Source organism: Actinoplanes sp. NBC_00393, assembly GCF_036053395.1.
Classification (GTDB): domain Bacteria; phylum Actinomycetota; class Actinomycetes; order Mycobacteriales; family Micromonosporaceae; genus Actinoplanes.
The window spans coordinates 7,397,308-7,415,563 of sequence record NZ_CP107942.1 but is presented as its reverse complement, the minus strand read 5'-3'; the positions used below and the strand labels follow the sequence as shown (position 1 = coordinate 7,415,563).

Annotated in this window: 17 protein-coding genes; 10 read left to right on the top strand and 7 right to left on the bottom strand. The window is 70.6% G+C overall.

Annotation, left to right across the window (positions count from 1 at the left end; all coding sequences use genetic code 11):
* A complete protein-coding gene (locus OHA21_RS34215; protein WP_442874941.1) occupies positions 1–1,542 on the bottom strand; it encodes a tetratricopeptide repeat protein in 1,542 nt (513 codons plus the stop codon).
* 180 nt (positions 1,543–1,722) lie between these two features.
* Here OHA21_RS34215 and OHA21_RS34210 point away from each other — a divergent pair, with 180 nt between their 5' ends.
* Together OHA21_RS34210 and OHA21_RS34205 are read left to right on the top strand one after the other, a co-directional pair.
* A complete protein-coding gene (locus OHA21_RS34210) occupies positions 1,723–2,739 on the top strand; it encodes an SIS domain-containing protein (RefSeq protein WP_328478713.1) in 1,017 nt (338 codons plus the stop codon).
* A gap of 24 nt (positions 2,740–2,763) precedes the next feature.
* Positions 2,764–4,302: a sensor histidine kinase gene (locus OHA21_RS34205; RefSeq protein ID WP_328462066.1), complete on the top strand. Its 1,539-nt coding sequence runs from the start codon at positions 2,764–2,766 to the stop codon at positions 4,300–4,302.
* Here the strand turns inward: OHA21_RS34205 and OHA21_RS34200 are convergent.
* Positions 4,183–5,415 (bottom strand): glycosyltransferase family 39 protein, encoded by a 1,233-nt coding sequence (locus OHA21_RS34200; protein ID WP_328462064.1) that lies wholly within the window; start codon positions 5,413–5,415, stop codon positions 4,183–4,185. The two genes, OHA21_RS34205 and OHA21_RS34200, sit on opposite strands and share 120 nt — an antisense overlap.
* Positions 5,416–5,790: 375 nt before the next feature.
* Here OHA21_RS34200 and OHA21_RS34195 point away from each other — a divergent pair, with 375 nt between their 5' ends.
* The 3 genes from OHA21_RS34195 (at position 5,791) to OHA21_RS34185 (ending at position 9,288) form a co-directional block, all read left to right on the top strand.
* Entirely contained in the window at positions 5,791–7,485 is a 1,695-nt protein-coding gene (locus tag OHA21_RS34195) for a nitrite/sulfite reductase (RefSeq protein WP_328462062.1), read from the top strand.
* Between the two features lie 151 nt (positions 7,486–7,636).
* Positions 7,637–8,392: a phosphoadenylyl-sulfate reductase gene (locus OHA21_RS34190; RefSeq protein ID WP_328462060.1), complete on the top strand. Its 756-nt coding sequence runs from the start codon at positions 7,637–7,639 to the stop codon at positions 8,390–8,392.
* Positions 8,374–9,288, top strand: a complete 915-nt coding sequence (locus OHA21_RS34185) for a sirohydrochlorin chelatase (protein ID WP_328462058.1) — start codon at positions 8,374–8,376, stop codon at positions 9,286–9,288. The genes OHA21_RS34190 and OHA21_RS34185 overlap by 19 nt, the downstream gene beginning before the upstream one ends.
* 972 nt (positions 9,289–10,260) lie before the next feature.
* Here the strand turns inward: OHA21_RS34185 and OHA21_RS34180 are convergent.
* Complete coding sequence (locus OHA21_RS34180) at positions 10,261–10,515, bottom strand: WhiB family transcriptional regulator (protein ID WP_328462056.1); 255 nt, start codon at positions 10,513–10,515, stop codon at positions 10,261–10,263.
* 412 nt (positions 10,516–10,927) lie between these two features.
* A complete protein-coding gene (locus OHA21_RS34175) occupies positions 10,928–11,878 on the bottom strand; it encodes a diacylglycerol/lipid kinase family protein (RefSeq protein WP_328462054.1) in 951 nt (316 codons plus the stop codon).
* Between the two features lie 52 nt (positions 11,879–11,930).
* Here OHA21_RS34175 and OHA21_RS34170 point away from each other — a divergent pair, with 52 nt between their 5' ends.
* Both OHA21_RS34170 and OHA21_RS34165 read left to right on the top strand, forming a co-directional pair.
* The gene (locus OHA21_RS34170; RefSeq protein ID WP_328462052.1) at positions 11,931–12,326 is read left to right on the top strand and encodes a hypothetical protein; all 396 of its coding nucleotides are present in this window, start codon (positions 11,931–11,933) and stop codon (positions 12,324–12,326) included.
* A 38-nt stretch (positions 12,327–12,364) separates the two neighbouring features.
* Complete coding sequence (locus OHA21_RS34165) at positions 12,365–13,057, top strand: FadR/GntR family transcriptional regulator (RefSeq protein ID WP_328462050.1); 693 nt, start codon at positions 12,365–12,367, stop codon at positions 13,055–13,057.
* A 7-nt stretch (positions 13,058–13,064) separates the two neighbouring features.
* Here OHA21_RS34165 and OHA21_RS34160 read toward each other — a convergent pair whose 3' ends face one another.
* On the bottom strand, positions 13,065–13,472 hold the full coding sequence (locus tag OHA21_RS34160; protein ID WP_328462048.1) for an ATP-binding protein: 408 nt from the start codon (positions 13,470–13,472) through the stop codon (positions 13,065–13,067).
* Positions 13,473–13,568: 96 nt separating this feature from the next.
* Positions 13,569–13,973 carry a superoxide dismutase, Ni gene (gene sodN, locus OHA21_RS34155; protein ID WP_328462046.1) on the bottom strand — a complete coding sequence of 135 codons (405 nt, stop codon included), beginning with the start codon at positions 13,971–13,973 and terminating at the stop codon, positions 13,569–13,571.
* Positions 13,974–14,058: 85 nt separating this feature from the next.
* On the opposite strand from sodN, the gene OHA21_RS34150 reads away from it, so the two are divergent.
* The 3 genes from OHA21_RS34150 to OHA21_RS34140 all read left to right on the top strand — a co-directional run bounded on the left by OHA21_RS34150 (position 14,059) and on the right by OHA21_RS34140 (position 16,812).
* Entirely contained in the window at positions 14,059–14,367 is a 309-nt protein-coding gene (locus OHA21_RS34150) for a S26 family signal peptidase (RefSeq protein ID WP_328462044.1), read from the top strand.
* 143 nt (positions 14,368–14,510) lie between these two features.
* Complete coding sequence (locus tag OHA21_RS34145) at positions 14,511–15,797, top strand: NAD(P)-dependent malic enzyme (protein ID WP_442874940.1); 1,287 nt, start codon at positions 14,511–14,513, stop codon at positions 15,795–15,797.
* Between the two features lie 73 nt (positions 15,798–15,870).
* A complete protein-coding gene (locus OHA21_RS34140) occupies positions 15,871–16,812 on the top strand; it encodes a zinc-binding dehydrogenase (protein WP_328462042.1) in 942 nt (313 codons plus the stop codon).
* A gap of 528 nt (positions 16,813–17,340) precedes the next feature.
* Here the strand turns inward: OHA21_RS34140 and OHA21_RS34135 are convergent.
* On the bottom strand, positions 17,341–18,210 hold the full coding sequence (locus OHA21_RS34135; protein WP_328462040.1) for an alpha/beta hydrolase family protein: 870 nt from the start codon (positions 18,208–18,210) through the stop codon (positions 17,341–17,343).
* Between the last annotated feature and the right edge of the window lie 46 nt (positions 18,211–18,256).

The window sequence follows — 18,256 nt, the reverse complement described above, 5'->3', positions numbered from 1 at the left end:
TCAGTCCCGGCGCCAGCGCAAGAGCGATCTTCCCCGCCCGCGCTGGCGCGGGACCGCCGGAACACGGACGGTGGCGGCGGCCAGTTCCCGGGTGGGCCGGTCCAGTTCGGGCGCGAGCAGGGCGAGCTCGGCGACGGCTCGCGCCGACGGGCCGGAGGCGGTTTCCGCCACCCGCCCGGCAACCACTGCCGCCACGTCGTAGCGGGCCTCCGGGTCCACCCAGGAGTACGCGATGAGCGCGAAAAGCGCCGCCTGAGTCACCCGGTCCACGTCCCCGTCCAGCAGGCCGAGCAGCAGCCGCCGGCGGCTGGACTCCAGCCAGGGCTCCTCGGTGCCGTGGTGCAGCAGTCCCAGGCAGGCCCAGACTTCCAGGCCGGTGGGTTGTTCGGCACCGGCGACGGACGGGTGGGCGAGCAGGGCCAGCAGCTCCCACGGCTCGACGAGGACCAGGCCGAGCGCGCGGTCGTACGCCCCCGGCGGATGCTCCCAGCTGATGGTGGCAACCTGCCGGAGCCGCCGGAGCGCGTCCGCGGAGGGTTCCGCGTTGACCGGCGCCCGGCCCGCGGGCAGCGGCATCCCGGCCGGCAGACCGCCCAGCCAGGCCGAGTTCCGGCAGCATTCGGCGAGGTCGGTGTGCTCGTGCGCGTCGTCCGGGTGGTCGCGGACGAAGTCGGCCAGGGACACCAGGTGGGCGACGTCGCCGTCGGCGCGGTACCGCAGGCGGTGGGCGGTGTGCACCACGCAGTCGAAGGTGGGGTCGCGTTCCAGGGCCAGCTCGGTCCAGCGCAGGGCTTCGTCGAGGCGGCCCAGGTCGGCCAGGGTGGCGGCGACGTCCGCGTACACCGAGAGGTCGTCGGGGTCGTAGGCGACGGCCCGGCGCAGCGCGGCTAGGGCTTCGGGGATCCGTCCGGCGCTTCGGTACGCGTACCCCAACCAGATTTCCCCCAGCTTGGAAGGCTGCGCCCGCGCGCCCCGCCCGGCCCAGTCGACGGCGAGGCGGGTCTCGCCGAGCCGGCGCGCCAGCGCTGAGCCGGCGCCGAGCAGCATCGCGTGCTCGCCGTGCGCGGCGACCGCATTGCGGACCACCGTGAGGTACGGCCGAAGCGCGCCCACCGTCTCCACCGGCGCCGGATCGCCGACCGTGGTGCACAGGCGCATGACCGTGCGGGCGAGCTGCCCCGGCTCGATCCGCGCGCCGAGGGCCGGGTCCTGCACCCACGGCACCCCGGCCCAATCGGTCTCCGGGGTCTGACCGCTGGCCGCGGCGAGCAGGGCGAGACCGTCCTCCGGCCGGCCCGCGGCGGCGAGCAGGTGCGCGTGGGCGACCACCCGGCCGACCGGCGCGTGCGGCTCGAGCGGGAAGAGGTCGAGAGCCCCGTCCGCCCGTGCGGCCAACCGGCTGAGCAGCTCGTGCGTCTCCGGCAGGGTGGGTGCGTGGGGCAGCGCGCCGGCCAGCAGCCCGGCGGCGTTCGTCATCTCGCCGGCGTCGAGGGCGGCGCGGGCGCGCGCGAGGTCCTGGCGGGCCGAGGGGCGGGAATCCACGAGTGAAGACCCTAGGGGAAGTGCCCGCCATCTGTCAGTCCTCACGTTTGCGCACTCGTGCTCGAAACCTTGACCAAGTAAGCTTTTTCTTGCAAGACTGCGCATGCTTCGAGCGAGGCGTGCAAATTACAGGGCGTGCACGATCAAGGGGAGGATCACGTGACACAGCGAGGCCACGGCATGTCGGCGGACATCGCCGAACAACCGGCAGGATTCGCCCGGCTGCTGGAGGCCGAGCACGCGGACGCGATCGCCGGCGTCGCCGCCGAGGTGGCCCGCCGCCGCCCGCGCAACGTCGTCTTCGTCGGCCGCGGCACCTCCGACCACGCCGCGCTCTACGGGGCGTACCTCACTGAGATCCGGCTGGGCCTGCCGGTGGCCAGCGCCTCGCCGAGCGCGATCACGCTCTACGGCGCCCGGCCCGACTTCACCGGCTCACTGGTCATCGGGGTCAGCCAGAGCGGTGGCTCGGCAGACCTGAGCGGCGTGCTCAGCGTCGCCCGGGAGAACGGCGCGCTCACCCTCGCGATCACCAACAACCCGGAGTCCACCCTCGCCAAGGCGGCTGAGCTCTCGATCGACGTGGCGGCCGGGCACGAGCGGGCGGTGGCAGCCACGAAGACGTATACGGCGGAGCTGCTCGCCCTGCTGCTGCTGGTCGAGGGCGTGCGGGCCGGTGACGGCCGGTTGCCCGCCGACGAGCAGGCCGCGCTGGCGAAGCTTCCGCAGCTGGCCGAGGAGGCGCTCGCCGACTCGACGGCTGACGAGCTGGCCCAGCGCTACCGGTTCGCGTCCAGCCTGGTCACCACCGGGCGGGGATATGCGTACCCGACTGCCCGGGAGACCGCGCTGAAACTGATGGAGACGTCCTACCTGCCGGCGCTCGCCTTCTCCGGCGCCGACCTGCTGCACGGCCCGCTGGCCATGGCCGACCCGGACGTGCCGGTGCTCGCCGTGGTCGGTGACGGCCCGGGTGGGAAGTCGATGCAGGACGTGGTGGCCCGGCTGGGTGAGCGGCGGGCCGACGTGGTGACCATCGGTCCGGCCGGGAAGATCAGAGTGCCGGCGGTCGACGAGCGGTACAGCCCGTTGCTCGACATCCTGCCGCTGCAGAAGCTGGCGCTCGCCCTCGCGCTGGCACGTGGCGAAGATCCCGACGCGCCCCGTGGCCTGAAGAAGGTCACCACCACCCTGTAGAAAACGCCCGAATAAGCTGGGCTCGTGTCCACCCTGCGTGACCTCGTCGAGGAACACACCACCCTCGGCCCCGCCGACATCGACCACCTGCACCGGCTCGCCGGCGACTGGCTGCTGCTGTCCGACCTCTCCTTCGCCGACCTGCTGCTCTGGGTGCCGATCAAGGGGGATCCGCGGCAGCCGCGGGAGTTCCTCTGCGTCGCGCAGGTGCGGCCGGTCACCGCGCCGACGGCGTACCAGGACGACCAGGTCGGCAAGATCGTCGGCGGGCCGGAGGTGGCGCACCTCGAGGTGGCGCTGACTCAGGAGCGGATCTGGCGGGAGGGCGACCCGGTCTGGTACGGCGACACCCCCGCCCGCCACGAGGCGATCCCGGTCCGCCGGCGCGACGAGACCGACCTGGAGGAGGCGGCCAGCGAGGTGATCGCGGTGATCGGCCGGGACACCAACCTGAGCACCGCCCGCACGCCCAGCCAGCTCGAACTCAACTATCTGACCACCGCCGACGACCTGGCCCAGATGGTCGCCGACGGGACGTTCCCGCCCCGGCGGCATCCCGGCGAGATCACCTCGGCGCCGCGGGTCGGCGACGGCCTGATCCGCCTGGACGCCTCCGGCAAGGTCACCTACGCCAGTCCGAACGCGCAGTCGGCGTACCGGCGTCTCGGCTTCAACGCCCACCTGGTCGGCGAGGAGCTGGCGAAACTGGCCAGCCGGCTCTCCGCCGACCCGCTCGAGGGCAACGACGCGTCGGAGCGCATTCTGGCGTCGCTCCGCGGCGAGTTCCCGCCGCGGATGGAGGTGGAGGCCCGCGGCGCCACCGTGCTCACCCGGGCGCTGCCGCTGCTGCCGGCCGGGGTGCCGATCGGCGCGCTGGTCCTGGTCCGGGACGTCACCGAGGTGCGCCGCCGGGAGCGCGCCCTGATGACCAAGGACGCCACGATCCGGGAGATCCACCACCGGGTGAAGAACAATCTGCAGACCGTGGCCGCGCTGCTGCGCCTGCAGGCCCGCCGGGTGGACGCCCCGGAGGCCAAGATGGCCCTGGAGGAGTCGGTACGCCGCGTCGCCTCGATTGCCCTGGTCCACGAGACGCTGTCGATGTCGAGCGACGAGGCGGTCGAGTTCGACGGCATCGTCGACCGGGTCGCGACCGCCGCCACCGAGGTGGCCACCACCGCGTTCCCGGTGCACATGCGCCGGGAGGGCACCTTCGGCGTCCTGCCCGCGGAGATCGCCACCTCGCTCGTGATGGTCCTCAACGAGCTGCTGATCAACGCGGTCGAGCACGGCTTCCCCTCCGCGGAGGACGAGGAGCCGGCCGAGGGCACGACCGGCGAGGTGGTCGTCTCTGCGCACAAGTTCCGCAAGCAGCTGCACGTCACGGTGGCCGACAACGGGCAGGGACTGCCGGACGACTTCAAGTTCGAGGGGAGCAACCGGCTAGGTCTGCAGATCGTCCGGGCGCTCGCCACCGGTGAGCTGCGCGGCAGCATCGAGTTGCGCAACCGGGCCGGCGGTGGCACCGAGGCGGTCCTGGTGGTGCCGCTCGGCAAGCGCTAACGGTTGGTGACCGGACGGCGCCCGGACCGCCCGGTGCTGCGGCACGGCGAGCAGGACCACCAGCGCCAGCACCAGCACGGCACGCAGGCGCAGGCCACGTAGCGCGACCGCGGCGCAGAGCGCGATCGGCGGCAGCACGAAGAGCACGTGCTGCGGCGCCCAGAGCGGCCCGGTCAGGAACGACCCGGCGAGCAGCACCAGCGGTGGCACGGCGGCGAGCACGGCGAGCTCGCGGATCAGCGCCCGGTCCGGCCAGCGGGCGGCGAGCGCCAGGCCGGCCACCACCAGCCCGGCCGCTCCCGCCAGCGCCTCCGGCGCGGACCAGGCCATCTCCCACCGGGCCTGCGGGCGGAAAGCAAGCAGGGCGGCATGCTGCCGCAGACCCAGAGAGATCAACGGCGCCGGGGGTACGAGTGACAGCACGGTCACCGGAAACCACCAGAAGAGCGCGGACTGCCTGCTCAAACGCCACCGGGACACCACGATGTACGCGTGTCCGGCCAGCATCAGCAGCGCGGTCACCTGGGCCAGCCCGGTGCCGATGACGAGTAGCCCGTAGCCGGTCCACCGCCACCAGCGCGGGCGGTCCAGCGTCCGGTAGAGCACCAGGGTGGCGGCGGTCGCGAAGAGGAAGGCCAGGGCGTACGGGCCGGCCTCCTGGGCGTACCGGCTGACCGGGACGAGCGCGACGAGCAGCAGCCCGCCGTAGAGCCCGGCGCCGGGGCTGAGGATCCGCCGGCCCAACTCGCCCGCGAACCCGACGCCGAGCACCATCGCCACCAGCGAGGGGAGGCGCACAGTGCTGGCCGCGTCGCCGAACAACCCGGTCCAGTAGTGCAGGAACAGGTGGTAGGGCGCGTTCACGGCGTCCGCCAGCCGGGCCGACTCGACGATCGCCGCGGGATCCGGGACGCTGAGCGTGAGGCGCAGCGTCTCGTCCGGCCCGAGCGCGGGCCCCGCCAGGCCGAGCAGGCCCACCGCGGCGGTCAGAGCAGCCGGTACGAGCGACGGAGCCCAGATCCAGAACACGGTGGCCGCGCGCCGCGGGCTCGAACGACGCGGACCGGAGAGTGGTCGGCTGGGGGAGTCGTCGTGGGCGGACTGTGCGAGCATGCGCGGCTCCCGATACCGACCGGCGTTCGCTCGAGTCTCGCAACGTGTGGTGACGTTGTCACTACTACAAGTGGTTCGCCGACGTCCGATCTTGTGCGACCTGACACACTCCCGAAATCTGGACCGCACTGGCCGAGATTGCCTCGGGCGTGAGAGGCTAGCCGACATGACCGCTGCAGTTGACCCCCACCTCGTGGCCCGCCGCCACGTGGACTATGGGCGTGTCCGCAGCGCGATGTGTCCGGCTTCCTGACGCCACCCGAATTCAGTTCGGGTGCGCAAGACGCGCCGGCCCTCTCCTGACACAGATGTCACGAGCCTCCAGGTGGCCGTGAGCGTCCTCGCGCGCCCACTAAACCCGGAGGGAACGCCGACATGGCGCCCAGCAACACCCCCGCTGCACGGCCGACCGCCCGCCCCCGTAAGGCGCGCGGCGAGGGACAGTGGGCGCTCGGACACCGCGAGCCGCTCAACCCCAACGAGCGCAGCAAGAAGGACGACAACCCGCTCAACGTGCGGGCCCGGATCGAGAACATCTACGCCCACGGCGGCTTCTCCTCGATCGACCCCGCCGACCTGCGGGGCCGGTTCCGCTGGTGGGGGCTCTACACCCAGCGCAAGGCCGGGATCGACGGCGGGCGGACCGCGGTGCTCGAGCCCGAGGAGCTCGAGGACGAGTACTTCATGTTGCGCGTCCGGATCGACGGCGGCGCCCTCAACCTCGCCCAGCTGCGCACCATCGCGCAGATCTCCACCGAGTTCGGCCGCGACAGCGCGGACATCACCGACCGGCAGAACATTCAGCTGCACTGGGTCCGGGTCGAGGACGTGCCGGAGATCTGGCGCCGGCTCGAGGCGGTCGGCCTGCAGACCACCGAGGCCTGTGGTGACTGCCCCCGCGTCGTGCTCGGCAGCCCGGTCGCCGGCGTCTCCGCCGACGAGGTGCTCGACGGCACCCCGGCGATCGACGAGATCGTCAAGCGGTACGTGGGCGACACCCGCTACTCCAACCTGCCCCGCAAGTTCAAGTCCCAGGTCTCCTGGCTGGCCGACGGGCCGTACCAGGCGAACGACATCTCGTTCGTCGGCGTGGTGCACCCGGACCACGGCCCCGGCTTCGACCTCTGGGTCGGCGGCGGCCTCTCCACCAACCCGCGCCTGGCCGAGCGGCTCGGCGTCTGGGTGCCGCTCGGCGAGATCCCGGACGTCTGGGAGGGCGTCGTCGGGATCTTCCGCGACTACGGCTACCGGCGGCTGCGGCACCGGGCCCGCCTGAAGTTCCTGCTCGCCGACTGGGGTGTGGAGAAGTTCCGCGAGGTCCTGGAGAAGGAGTACCTCGGGCGCGCCCTGATCGACGGGCCGTCGCCGGACCTGCCGGAGAAGCCGATCGACCACATCGGTGTGCACAAGCAGATCGACGGGCGCAACTACGTCGGCGCGGCGCCGGTCGTCGGCCGGTCCTCCGGCACCCAGCTCAGCAAGCTCGCCGATCTGGCCGAGGCGCACGGGTCGGATCGGGTGCGGCTCACGGCGTACCAGAAGCTCCTGGTTCTCGATGTTGTTGACGAGCAGGTGGAATCGCTGATCGCCGGCCTGCGCGGCATCGGGCTGGAAGCCCGGCCTTCGGCCTGGCGGCGCGGCACGATGGCCTGCACCGGCATCGAGTACTGCAAGCTCGCCATCGTCGAGACCAAGGCGCGTGGCGAAGAGCTGGTGGCCCGGCTCGAGGACCGGCTCAAGGACTTCGACGCGGACATCTCGGTGCACATCAACGGCTGCCCGAACGCCTGCGCCCGCACCCAGGTCGCCGACATCGGCCTCAAGGGCCAGCTGGTGATGAACTCGCACGGCGAGCAGGTCGAGGGCTTCCAGATTCACCTGGGCGGCGCGCTCGGCATGGCCAAGGGTGAGACCGCCGGTTTCGGCCGCAAGGTCCGCGGCCTCAAGGCCACTGCCGAAGAGCTTCCGGAGTACGTCGAACGCGTGGCCAAGCACTACCTGGACGGCCGCACCGACGGCGAGACGTTCGCGAACTGGGTGCTCCGCGCGGAAGAGGAGCTCCTGAAATGAGCGACGCCAGATCGGCCCCTCTCTACTGCCCCTACTGCGGTGAAGAGGACCTCCGTCCCAACGAGGCATCACACGGGGCCTGGGAGTGCCACTCCTGCGCCCGGGTCTTCTCGGTCAAGTTCATCGGGTTGTTGTCCAAGGGAGTAAACCAATGAGTCTCCTGAACGCCTCCGGCCTGGGCCTGATCAATCTCGGCGCCCCCGCTGACCACTCTCTCCGTTCCGCCGACGAGCTCCGCGAGCTCGCCGCACAGGCCGGTCGTGACCTCGAGGGCGGCTCCGCCGAGGAGATCGCCAAGTGGGCGACCGACACCTTCGGCGCGCGCTTCTGCGTCACCAGCTCGATGGCCGACGCGGTGGTCGCGCACATCTTCTCCCGGGTGTCGCCCGGCGTGGACGTGGTCTTCCTCGACACCGGCCTGCACTTCCCGGAGACCCTGAAGGTCCGCGACACCGTCGCCCGCACGATGAACGTGAACGTCCGCTCGATCCGCCCGCGGATGACCGTCGGCCAGCAGGACGGCGAGTACGGCCCGCGCCTGTTCGCCCGCAGCCCCGACGAGTGCTGCTTCATGCGCAAGGTCGAGCCGCTGGAGCGCGCCCTCAGCGACTACGACGCCTGGGCCACCGGCCTGCGCCGCGACGAGTCGCCGACCCGGGCCAACACCCCGGTGGTGGCCTTCGACGCCAAGAAGGGCAAGGTCAAGGTCAACCCGATCGCGGCCTGGACCGAGGCCGACGTGAACCGCTACATCAGCCGCTGGAACGTGCCGGTCAACGAGCTGTTCAAGAAGGGCTACGGCTCGATCGGCTGCTGGCCGTGCACCCGCCGCACCAAGGCCGGCGAGGACCCGCGGGCCGGCCGCTGGGCGATGTTCGAGAAGACCGAATGCGGCCTGCACGTCTGACCCCCCGCGGCCGTGACGGCTTGTCCGGCCGGCCCGCGGTGGTCCTGGTGGCACACGGCAGCCGGGACCCCCGGGCCGCTGTGGCCACCGAGTCACTGGCCCGGGCGGTCCAGGTGGCCCGGCCGGAGTGGGACGTCCAGGCGTCCTACCTGGACCACGACGGCCCTCGCCCGCTCGACATCCTGGCCTCACTCGGCACCCGCCGCGCTGTCCTGGTGCCGCTGCTGCTGACTGCGGCGTACCACGGCCGTGTCGACCTGCCCGCGGTCGTCCGTGCCGCCGAATCCCTGCCGGTCTCGGTCACCGCTACCGATGTGCTGGGCCCGGCGTCGCCGCTGCTGCTCGCCGCGGTCAGCCGCCGTCTGGACGCTGCCTGCCGGCGTTTGCCGGAGACTCCGCTGAATGCCGACCGCGGCCTTTCGCGTTTGAAGGGCGTCTCGCTGGAGGCGAGCCGTCCGCCTTCGGGACACGTCCCGCTGGACGAGCCTCTGCGTATGGCAGGCGGCGACCGTGGGTGTTCGTCGAGTGCCGGCTTGGACGCCGTGGTGCTGGCTGCGGCCGGGACCCGGAATGCCGCTGCCCGCGAGACAGTCGCGGCGGCCGCGGCGGCGCTCGGTGCGCGCCTGGGGCTGCCGGCCGCGGTCGGTTACGCCTCCGGCCCGGGCGGCACCGCCGGAGAGGCCGTAGCCGCCCTACAAGGCGCCGGCGCCCGCCGGGTCGGGATGGCGGCCTACTTCCTGGCGCCCGGCCTGCTCTACGACGTAGCGGTCCGCTCCGCCACCCAAGCCGGCGCGGTGGCGATCGCCGAGCCGCTGGGCGCGGCCCCGGAGTTGGTCCAGCTCGTCATCGCGCGCGCTGAGTCGAACCTCGACACCCCGCTCGCTGCCGCGGCCTGAGCGCTTCTCTGCCGCCCTTCCCCGGTCCGTTCCTCCGCCATCCGCTGTGGCCGCGCCCACGACGCCTGTGATCGCCTCTTCGCGGTGCGACTGACGGATCTCAGCGGCGGCTCTGGGCGCGATCACGGCGGCTTTCCGGGTGATCCTCTCGGGCTCGCGGCAAGATCGCGGCGGGTTGGGACGACGAGCGACCCGGCGAACGCAGGCGGCCTCCTTCCGAGTACGCGGCCTGAGGCAACGACAGTCGGTGTCAGCCGAACCGTCCGGCTGACGCCGAGCGCTCCTTCGGCGGCCGGGATACGACATCAGGCGACAGCCGGACGGCTGGGCTGACACCGAGTGCTCCCTCAGCGGTCGCGAAACGACACTGGCGGTCAGCTGAGCTGTCCGGCTGACACCGAGTGCTCCCTCAGCAGTCGCGAAACGACACTGGCGGTCAGCTGAGCTGTCCGGCTGACACCGAGTGCTCCCTCAGCGGTCGCGAAACGACACTGGCGGTCAGCTGAGCTGTCCGGCTGACACCGAGTGCTCCCTCAGCGGTCGCGAAACGACACTGGCGGTCAGCTGAGCTGGTCGGCTGACGCTGAGGGCTCCATCAGGGGCCAGGAAGCAGCGGTGGCGGTCAGCTGGGCACGAGTGGCTCGCTCCAGGGCCGGCCTGGGCGCGGTGGGTAGCTCGAGAGGGCGCCGGCCGTGGGGAGCGGGACCGGATTAGTTCACTCTGGGCTACCGTCACTCTGCGCTAGGCGACGATTCACCGCGATGACTCTTCAAGATCGTCCAATGCGGAGGGTGCCGGGATGACAACTCAATGCGCTTGATCGGCAATTTCGAGATCATTTCGGCGAGTGGGTAAACGTACTGTGATCGGATTAGCGCACAGTGGAATGTAAACCCTCGGTGAGTGCCCCGAAACAGCAAGACGCCCCGGTGCCGTACGGCCCGGGGCGCAAATGCTGTGTGGGGGATTAGTTCAAGCGGTGGGGGCGCCGATCCGGAGACCGCCACGACGCTTGACTGCGCGCCGCTCGTCTTCGCTCATCCCGCCCCATACGCCGGCGTCCTGACCGGACTCGAGTGCCCACGAGAGGCATTCCTCGGTCACCGGGCACCGCCGGCACACGGCCTTGGCCTGCTCGACCTGCAGGAGCGCCGGGCCGGACGTCCCAATCGGGAAGAACAGCTCGGGGTCCTCGTCGCGGCAGATCGCATCGTGACGCCAGTCCATGGCGGCAAACTCCTTGTTTCGGATGGGGTAATGAAAACAGTGCTGTTTACCTATATGCATGCGCCTGGTGCTTGACGGGTTGTACCCGCACGATCACCAGTGCGTCAGCAAGCTTTTGGTGTTTGGTGGCTGTTCCGCGCTTCTGGATTAGGAACGCGTACAAGCAGCAACCGGTTACTTCTTATCGCTTGTGAATGCTTTCACGAACTCTCGCGATGTCAAGGGTAGCGCTGGAAGTTTCTCCCGCTGGGTGAGCTGCCTCACGCACCCTTATGTCCGGTTCCGCCGTTACTGCCAGAGCCGGTTGACGAACGCTCCCATCAATGTAGTACGGTCCCGGCCGTTTCGCCGACCTTTTGCCCGTGTTTCTGTAACGGATCGTGAGCACGCGTCCGGAACACGTACCCCGTTCTCAGCAGATCACACGCAGCGCCGACGGGACGGACACGAAGTGCACCTTCTGGCGCTCCCCTAGGTAGTCGCCGTCCAGCTGGAATGCCTGGGGTCGGGACGCCACCACGGTGAACTCGGCGATGTCATGCAGCCGTAATACTTGTTTACCGTGTGGATCACCGGCGCGCCACGCGAGTTGTGTCACGGTCCGTGCTGTACCCGGGATGTTCAGACGGCGCAGGGCCGTCACATCGAGCCCGAGATCGAACGAGGCGTCAGGATTGAGGTGGATCGCCCGCTCGCGGACATACGTCCACGGCGCGGTGTTCTGCACCATCACTGTGCCCAGACCGGATTCGTCCTGCTCGCCCGGGCGTTCCAGGGTCAGCGGCGGGTTCTTCCGGTCGAGCCCGGTGAGGAACTGGCCGGCCATCGAGCGCACATAGAGGCCGGGAGTCGAGGTACGCCCCCGCAGCCGCGCCTGTTCCACCCGCCGGATCGTCGCGGCGTCCCAGCCCAGCCCGGCCGTGAAGGTGAAGTAGCGATCGTCCGCCCGGCCGAGATTGATCACTCGGTGCCGTCCGTCACGGATGCCGTCCAGGATGACGCTGGTCCCGTCGACCCAGTCGCGCGGCATGCCGAGCGCGCGGGCGAAGACGTTGGTGGAGCCTCCGGGCACCACGGCGAGGGCCGGCAGCCGGTACGCCGAAGGCCCGGCAAGCTCGGCGAGCGCGGTCGACGCGGTGAGCAGTCCGTTGACGGCCTCGTTGACAGTGCCGTCGCCGCCCAGCGTGACGACCACGTCGACACCACTCTCGGCAGCGTCGCGAGCCAGCTTCGTGGCGTGTCCGCGCCGTTCCGTGTACTTCACCGTCAGGTCCACCGCGCTGCGCAACGCCCGGACCAGAACGTCGCGGCTGCGCTCACTGGTCGTCGTCGCCCGGGGGTTGACCACCAGCAACGCTCGCATGGGCGGCACTGTACCCAACGGAAGCCCTCCGGACTGTCGGTATGGTGCTGCAGTGACCGGTGAGAAGCCTGCGACCACCCCCGTGGCGACCCTCGATTGGGGGGTTCGCCTGCTCTACCTGCAGAGTGCTGGTCTTGCCGCGCTCACGGCGTACCTCATCGTCCTTGATCTGACCAGCGATGAGGTGAACGTTGCGATCGCCGCGTCGCTCACCGTGATGGCCGCCCTGGCCGCGGCCGCCGTTTTCTTCGTGGCCCGCGCCCTCGGGCGCCGGGCCGTGCGTGCCCGCGGGCCGGCGGTCGTGGTGCAGCTGTTCCTGCTGGCCACCGGCGGCTTCCTGCTGCAGGTCGGACCGATGGCGCTGGGCGTCGCGATGCTGGTCCTGGCCGTGCTGACGGCGGTTCTGATCCTGGTTCCACCCAGTAGCCGAGCGTTGGGCGTCGATTAACGGCCCCTTTCTAGCCGATCAGGGCCTAACCTGGACGGGTGACCGGCTCTACGGTGCGCCCGCCTGCCTATCAGCAGCTAGCGGACGATTTGCGGGCGGATATCACTTCGGGGCGGCTCCAGCCAGGTGAGCGGCTGCCACCGGAGCCCGAACTGTGCGTGAAGATCGGCGTCAGCCGCAGCACAGTACGGGAGGCGCTGCGATTATTGGCCAGCCAGCATCTGATCGTGACGACCCGCGGGGTGACCGGCGGAAGTTTCGTGGCGCATCCGGATGCGGCGAAACTGGCTGACGGCCTCTCCACCGGGTTCGCGCTGCTGGCCCATTCCGCCCATGTCGGGCTTGCCGACCTGCTGGAGCTGCGGCGGGCGCTGGAGGTGCCGGCCGCCGGCCTGGCCGCGGTGCGGCGCACCGACGCGCACCTCACCGAGCTGCGCGGGACACTCTTCGATCCGGCGATCGACGACATCGACACGATGCTGGCGGCGCACGCGGCGTTCCACCGGGCGGTCGCCAAGTCCACCGGCAATCCGCTCTTCGAGCTGGTCGGAAGCCCGCTCTATCAGGCTTCGTACGGTGAGGAGGTGATCGGCGGGTTGCCCGAGGGCTACTGGAACCGGATCGACGCCGATCACCGTACGCTGCTGGAATGCCTGGCCGCGCAGGACGCCGAGGGCGCCACCCGGGTGGCCGCGCAGCACCTCGACTTCATCGCCGAGACCGTGCGCTGAGCGAGGATCAGAACTCGGTACGCCGGGTGAGCAGGCGAATCGTCGCATACCGCCCGTTCGCCTCGGCGGCGGCGGACGTGGTGAGGGCGGTCAGCACCTTCCACGCGAAGGACGACTCGGAGGGCAGTCGTGCGCCGCGCACTGTGGAGACGGTGACCTCGACGGTCAGCGCGTCGTCGGTGACGGCGAAGCGGCACTCCAGCTCGGCGCCGCGGGTGGCGATCGCGAGCAACATGGCGCACGCCTCGTCCACAGCGATCCGCAGGTCCTCGATCTCGTCAAGCGCGAAGTGCAGTCGCGCGGCGAGGCCGGCGGTAGCCGTACGGAGGACGCCGAGGTAACCCCCGTCGGCGGGGACCGTCAGCAGTACGACGTCGTCTCCGACGTCAGGCTCCGTCTGGATCAGCTGAGTCACGCGAGCCCTCCTCCCGATGGAGGAGACTCTAGCCGCTCACCGTGCGTGAAGACGAGTGTGGCGCCGGCCGGAGTGTCCGGCGGCGCCACGACAGCGTCAGGCCTGCTTGGTCTCCCAGAAGATCTTGGAGATCTCCTCGATCTTGCCGAGCAGCTGGTCGGCGACCGCCGGGTCCACGGAGCCCTTGGCGCCGGCGGCGCCGGCGAGCTTGGTGGCCTCGTTGAAGAGCTGGTGCAGGTTCGGGTACTTCTCGAAGTGCGGGGCCTTGAAGTAGTCCGTCCACAGCACCCAGAGGTGGTGCTTGACCAGCTCGGAGCGCTGCTCCTTGATCAGGATGGCGCGGGTGCGGAACTCGGGGTCGGTGTTCCCCTGGTACTTCTCGGCGATGGCCTTGATCGACTCGGCCTCGATCCGGGCCTGAGCCGGGTCGTAGACCCCGCAGGGCAGGTCACAGTGCGCGCTGACCTCGGTGCGCGGCGTGAGGAAACGCGGAAGTCGCATCAGGACTCCTCCATAGAGTTTGCGATGATCCAGGGTTGACACTACCCCTTACATCCATGCCGTAACGCGACGGAGGCTTGATGCCTTGAGGTGGCAATTACCACTGTTCGCCGTGCTCGTCCGGGGCCCCTCGATGGCGCCGACACTGCGGGCCGGGGACGCTCTCGTGGTCCGTCGCGGCGGGCGGGTGAAGGCCGGTGACATCGTCGTCGCACAGTTCCGGTCGAGGCCCGGTCTGCTGGTCGTCAAGCGGGCCGCCGAAACCCGTGACGGCGGGTGGTGGCTGATCGGTGACAACGAGTTCGTGACGGACGATTCCCGTGCTCACGGCGTCGCGGACGTCATCGGGCGTGTGATATTTCGCTACTACCCGAGACCGTTCCGGTTAAGTTAGTGTCCTCTGATCCCCAGCGCACACCCGCGCTGTGGTGGATTTACCGGGTGATCCCCGCATAGCACCGCCCTTCCGGCGCATACTCGCGACCGGGAGCCGCGCAGGTGCCACGTATCAATGTCGATGCATTGTGGAGTTTCACCGTGTCTTTCTTCAGCTTCGAACTCGATCCCGCCCTGGCCGCCGATCCCGTCTTCGACCTGCACCGCCGGGGCAAGATGACGATGAGCGCGACCGTTCCGCTGGCCAGCCGCGACGACCTGTCCCTCGCCTACACGCCCGGCGTCGCCCGGGTCTGCGAGGCCATCGCCGAGGACGAGTCGCTCTACTCCGACTACACCTGGACCTCCAACACCGTCGCCGTGATCACCGACGGCTCCGCCGTTCTGGGCCTCGGCAACATCGGCCCGAAGGCCGCGATGCCCGTCATGGAGGGCAAGTCGGTCCTGTTCAAGCAGTTCGGCGGGGTCGACTCGATCCCGATCGTGCTGGACACCCAGGACGTCGAGGGCATCATCGCCACGGTCAAGGCGATGGCGCCGTCGTTCGGCGGGATCAACCTCGAGGACATCAGCGCGCCCCGCTGCTTCGAGATCGAGCAGCGCCTCGACGCCGAGCTCGACATCCCGGTCTTCCACGACGACCAGCACGGCACCGCGGTCGTCACCCTCGCCGCGCTGCGCAACGCCGCCAAGCTGCTCGGCCGGCAGTTCGCCGACCTGCGGGTCGTGGTCAGCGGCGCCGGAGCGGCCGGGGTCGCGATCACGCAGACCCTGATCGCGGCGGGTGTCCAGGGCGCCAACATGATCGTCGTCGACTCGCGCGGCATCATCCACGGCGAGCGGGCCGGTCTGACCGGGAAGAAGGCGGAGCTGGCGGCGACGACGAACTTCTCCGGGCGTACCGGGGGGATCGCCGAGGCGCTGATCGGCGCCGACGTGCTCGTCGGTGTCTCCGGCGGCAACATTCCGGAGGAGGCGCTGGCCGGCATGGCCCCCGGCGCGATCATCTTCGCGCTGGCCAACCCCACGCCGGAGGTTCCGCCGGCGACCGCACACAAGTACGCGGCGATCGTCGCGACCGGCCGCAGCGACTTCCCGAACCAGATCAACAACGTGCTGGCGTTCCCCGGCATCTTCCGCGGCGCGCTCGACGTCCAGGCGTCCACCATCACCGACCGGATGAAGGTGGCCGCGGCCGACGCGATCGCCGCGATCGTCGCCGACGACCTGCGCCCCGAGGCGATCGTGCCGTCGCCGCTGGACCCGCGGGTCGCCCCGGCAGTCGCGGCAGCCGTCGCCGCCGCCGCGATCGAGGACGGCGTCGCCCGCCGCACGGTGGCTCCGGCCCCGGCCCCGGCCCCGGCGGCCGCGGCCCCGGCTTCGGCCCCGGCTGCCGCGGCCCCGGCTCCGACCTCGCAGCTCGCCTGATCAACCCCCAGTGCGCCGTCCCACCTCGCTCGGTGGGGCGGCGCACTGCGTTAACGACGACTAAGGTCGGGTGATGCGCGCCGCCTACGCCTCCTCACTCCAGCCCGACGCGCCGCTGAGCGGCCTCACCGTCGGTGACCTGCCCTTCTCCGCCCCCGAGGGCTGGGTGCCGGTCCAGGTCCGGGCCAGCTCCCTCAACCACCACGACATCTGGTCACTGCGTGGCGTCGGCCTGCCCGCCGACCGGCTGCCGATGATCCTCGGTTGCGACGCCGCGGGCGTCGACCCGGACGGCAACGAGGTCGTGCTCCATCCGGTCGTCGAGGACAAGGCCGACCCGCGCGGCTACTCACTGCTCTCCGAGCGGCACCCCGGCACCCTCGCCGAGCAGGTGGCCGTACCCAGGGAGAACCTGATCCCCAAACCCGCCGGCGTGTCCTTCGTGGAGGCGGCCTGCCTGCCCACCGCGTGGCTCACCGCCTACCACATGCTGGTCAGCCGGGGCCGCGTCGCCGACGCCTCCGCGATCCTCGTCCAGGGCGCCGGCGGCGGCGTCGCCACCGCGGCCGTCGCCCTCGGGGTCGCGCTCGGCAAGCGCGTCTACGCCACCAGCCGCGAACAGTGGAAGCGCGACAAGATCACCGCCCTCGGCGCCACCGCCGTCGAACCCGGCGCCCGCCTCCCCGAGCGCGTCGACGTGGTCGTCGAATCGGTCGGCTCACCCACTTTCGACCACTCGATGAAGTGCTCCGCACCCGGCGCCCGCATCGTCGTGTGCGGTGCCACCGCAGGTCACAAGGCCGAGATCGACCTGCGGCGGGTGTTCGCCATGCAGCTGGAGATCCTCGGCAGCAGCATGGGCACCGCGGCGGAACTCGCCGAGCTCCTCGAACTCTGCGCCTCCGGCAAGGTCAAGCCGGTCATCGACTCCACGCACGCGTTCAGCGCGATCGACGAGGCCTTCGCCCGCCTCGCCTCCGGCGAAGTCTTCGGCAAGGTGGCCATCACCCACTAGCCCATCGGTTTCTGGTAGCGGCAGGCTTCCCGCTCACGCCCATTTTTCGGTACGGGTCAGCACCGTCCCGCCAAATCGACACCGTCCCGCCGAGCCACGCGATGTAGGCGCGTGGCCCGGCCCCAGCGCGCCCGCCGGGAAACACCACGTGGCCGCGCCCACCCCCGGCTGACTGCTGCCCCACCCCACGAAACAACCGTGAGAGCCAGCCGGCTTGTCCAGCTGACGTTGAGTGCTGCTTCCCGGGCCGGGAAGCGACCGTGAGTGTCAGCTGGGGGGGTTGGTGGGCTGACGGTGAGTGCTGCTTCCCGGGCCGGGAAGCGACCGTGAGTGTCAGCTGGGTTGGTGGGCTGACGGTGAGTGCTGCTTCCCGGGCCGGGAAACAGCCCTGGGAGTCAGCTGGGGGCGGCGGGAGCTGTGCGGGAGTGGCGGCGGCCACCTGCCGTTTCCCGGCGGGGGCGCTGGGGCCGGGAGCGGGCAGGTGGCCGCCTCGTAGAGCGAGATGGCGACGTCCGTACGTCGAATGGGTTAAAGCGTGCCCACCAACCCGGCCGCGCCGGTGGAGGAGGCGTCCTGGGGGAGGCGCGCCTTGGCGGCCGAGTCGCCGTAGAGGGACCAGCGCCAGAAGTCGGTGGTGGTCGTCGCGACGACGGCGGGCTGGTCGCGGTGCGGCAGGTGGGTGCCCTGCGGGAGTTCCAGGAAGGCCTTCGGCCAGGTCACCTGGTTGTAGGCGCCGTACGCCTGCTCATAGGTGACCGTCGTGTCGAGCTTGCCCTGAACGAACAGCAGCGGGACCGGCGTGCCGGAGAACGGCGCCGGCTGGGGCATCTGGCGGCCGGAAATGATCAGGCCGGCCTTGAGTCGTTCGTCGCGGCTGCTGCTGAAGAGGCCGATCGTGGTGATGCCGCCCGCGGAGTGTCCGGCGGCGGCGATCCGGTTGGGGTCGATCTGGCCGGGCAGCGCCTTCAGCACTTCGGTGATGACGAACTGGGCGTCAGCGGGCTGGTTCACCACGTCGTCGGCCCGGTAGTCGGTGGCCTGGTTCCACGTGTGCGGGTATCGCGGGGCGGCGACCACGAAGCCGGCCTGGGCCCACGAGTTCAGCAGGTCGATGTAGTCGTCAGGCTGCGAGGTGAGGCCGTGGCTGAAGTAGATCAGGGGGTAGGGTCCGCCGCCGGTGGGCAGCCAGACCTTCGTGGGCAGCGGGCGGCTGCCGTCCCGGTTGAGTTCGATCTCCTGGGTCCGCACCTCGAGGCTCTGCTCCGGCGCGCCGGCGGCGGACGGTGAAGCGGCAGCCGGGGCGGATGTGGTGGCGTTGGGGTCCTCCGAATCGGGGGTGCAGGCGCTCAGCGCTGCGACAGCGACGATGGTCAGGGCGGCAACGGCACGACGTAACACCCGACCCATTGTGCCGTGCCGTGATCAAGCTGCCCGTCGCCGAGGT

What these genes read in the sequence shown, in the direction of transcription:
- OHA21_RS34200 (WP_328462064.1), bottom strand. Translation starts at nt 5,415, where the DNA reads ATGCTCGCACAGTCCGCCCACGACGACTCCCCCAGCCGACCACTCTCC.
- OHA21_RS34210 (WP_328478713.1), top strand. Translation starts at nt 1,723, where the DNA reads ATGTCGGCGGACATCGCCGAACAACCGGCAGGATTCGCCCGGCTGCTG.
- sodN (WP_328462046.1), bottom strand. Translation starts at nt 13,973, where the DNA reads ATGCGACTTCCGCGTTTCCTCACGCCGCGCACCGAGGTCAGCGCGCAC.
- OHA21_RS34175 (WP_328462054.1), bottom strand. Translation starts at nt 11,878, where the DNA reads ATGCGAGCGTTGCTGGTGGTCAACCCCCGGGCGACGACGACCAGTGAG.
- OHA21_RS34185 (WP_328462058.1), top strand. Translation starts at nt 8,374, where the DNA reads ATGCGGCCTGCACGTCTGACCCCCCGCGGCCGTGACGGCTTGTCCGGC.
- OHA21_RS34140 (WP_328462042.1), top strand. Translation starts at nt 15,871, where the DNA reads ATGCGCGCCGCCTACGCCTCCTCACTCCAGCCCGACGCGCCGCTGAGC.
- OHA21_RS34195 (WP_328462062.1), top strand. Translation starts at nt 5,791, where the DNA reads ATGGCGCCCAGCAACACCCCCGCTGCACGGCCGACCGCCCGCCCCCGT.
- OHA21_RS34190 (WP_328462060.1), top strand. Translation starts at nt 7,637, where the DNA reads ATGAGTCTCCTGAACGCCTCCGGCCTGGGCCTGATCAATCTCGGCGCC.
- OHA21_RS34180 (WP_328462056.1), bottom strand. Translation starts at nt 10,515, where the DNA reads ATGGACTGGCGTCACGATGCGATCTGCCGCGACGAGGACCCCGAGCTG.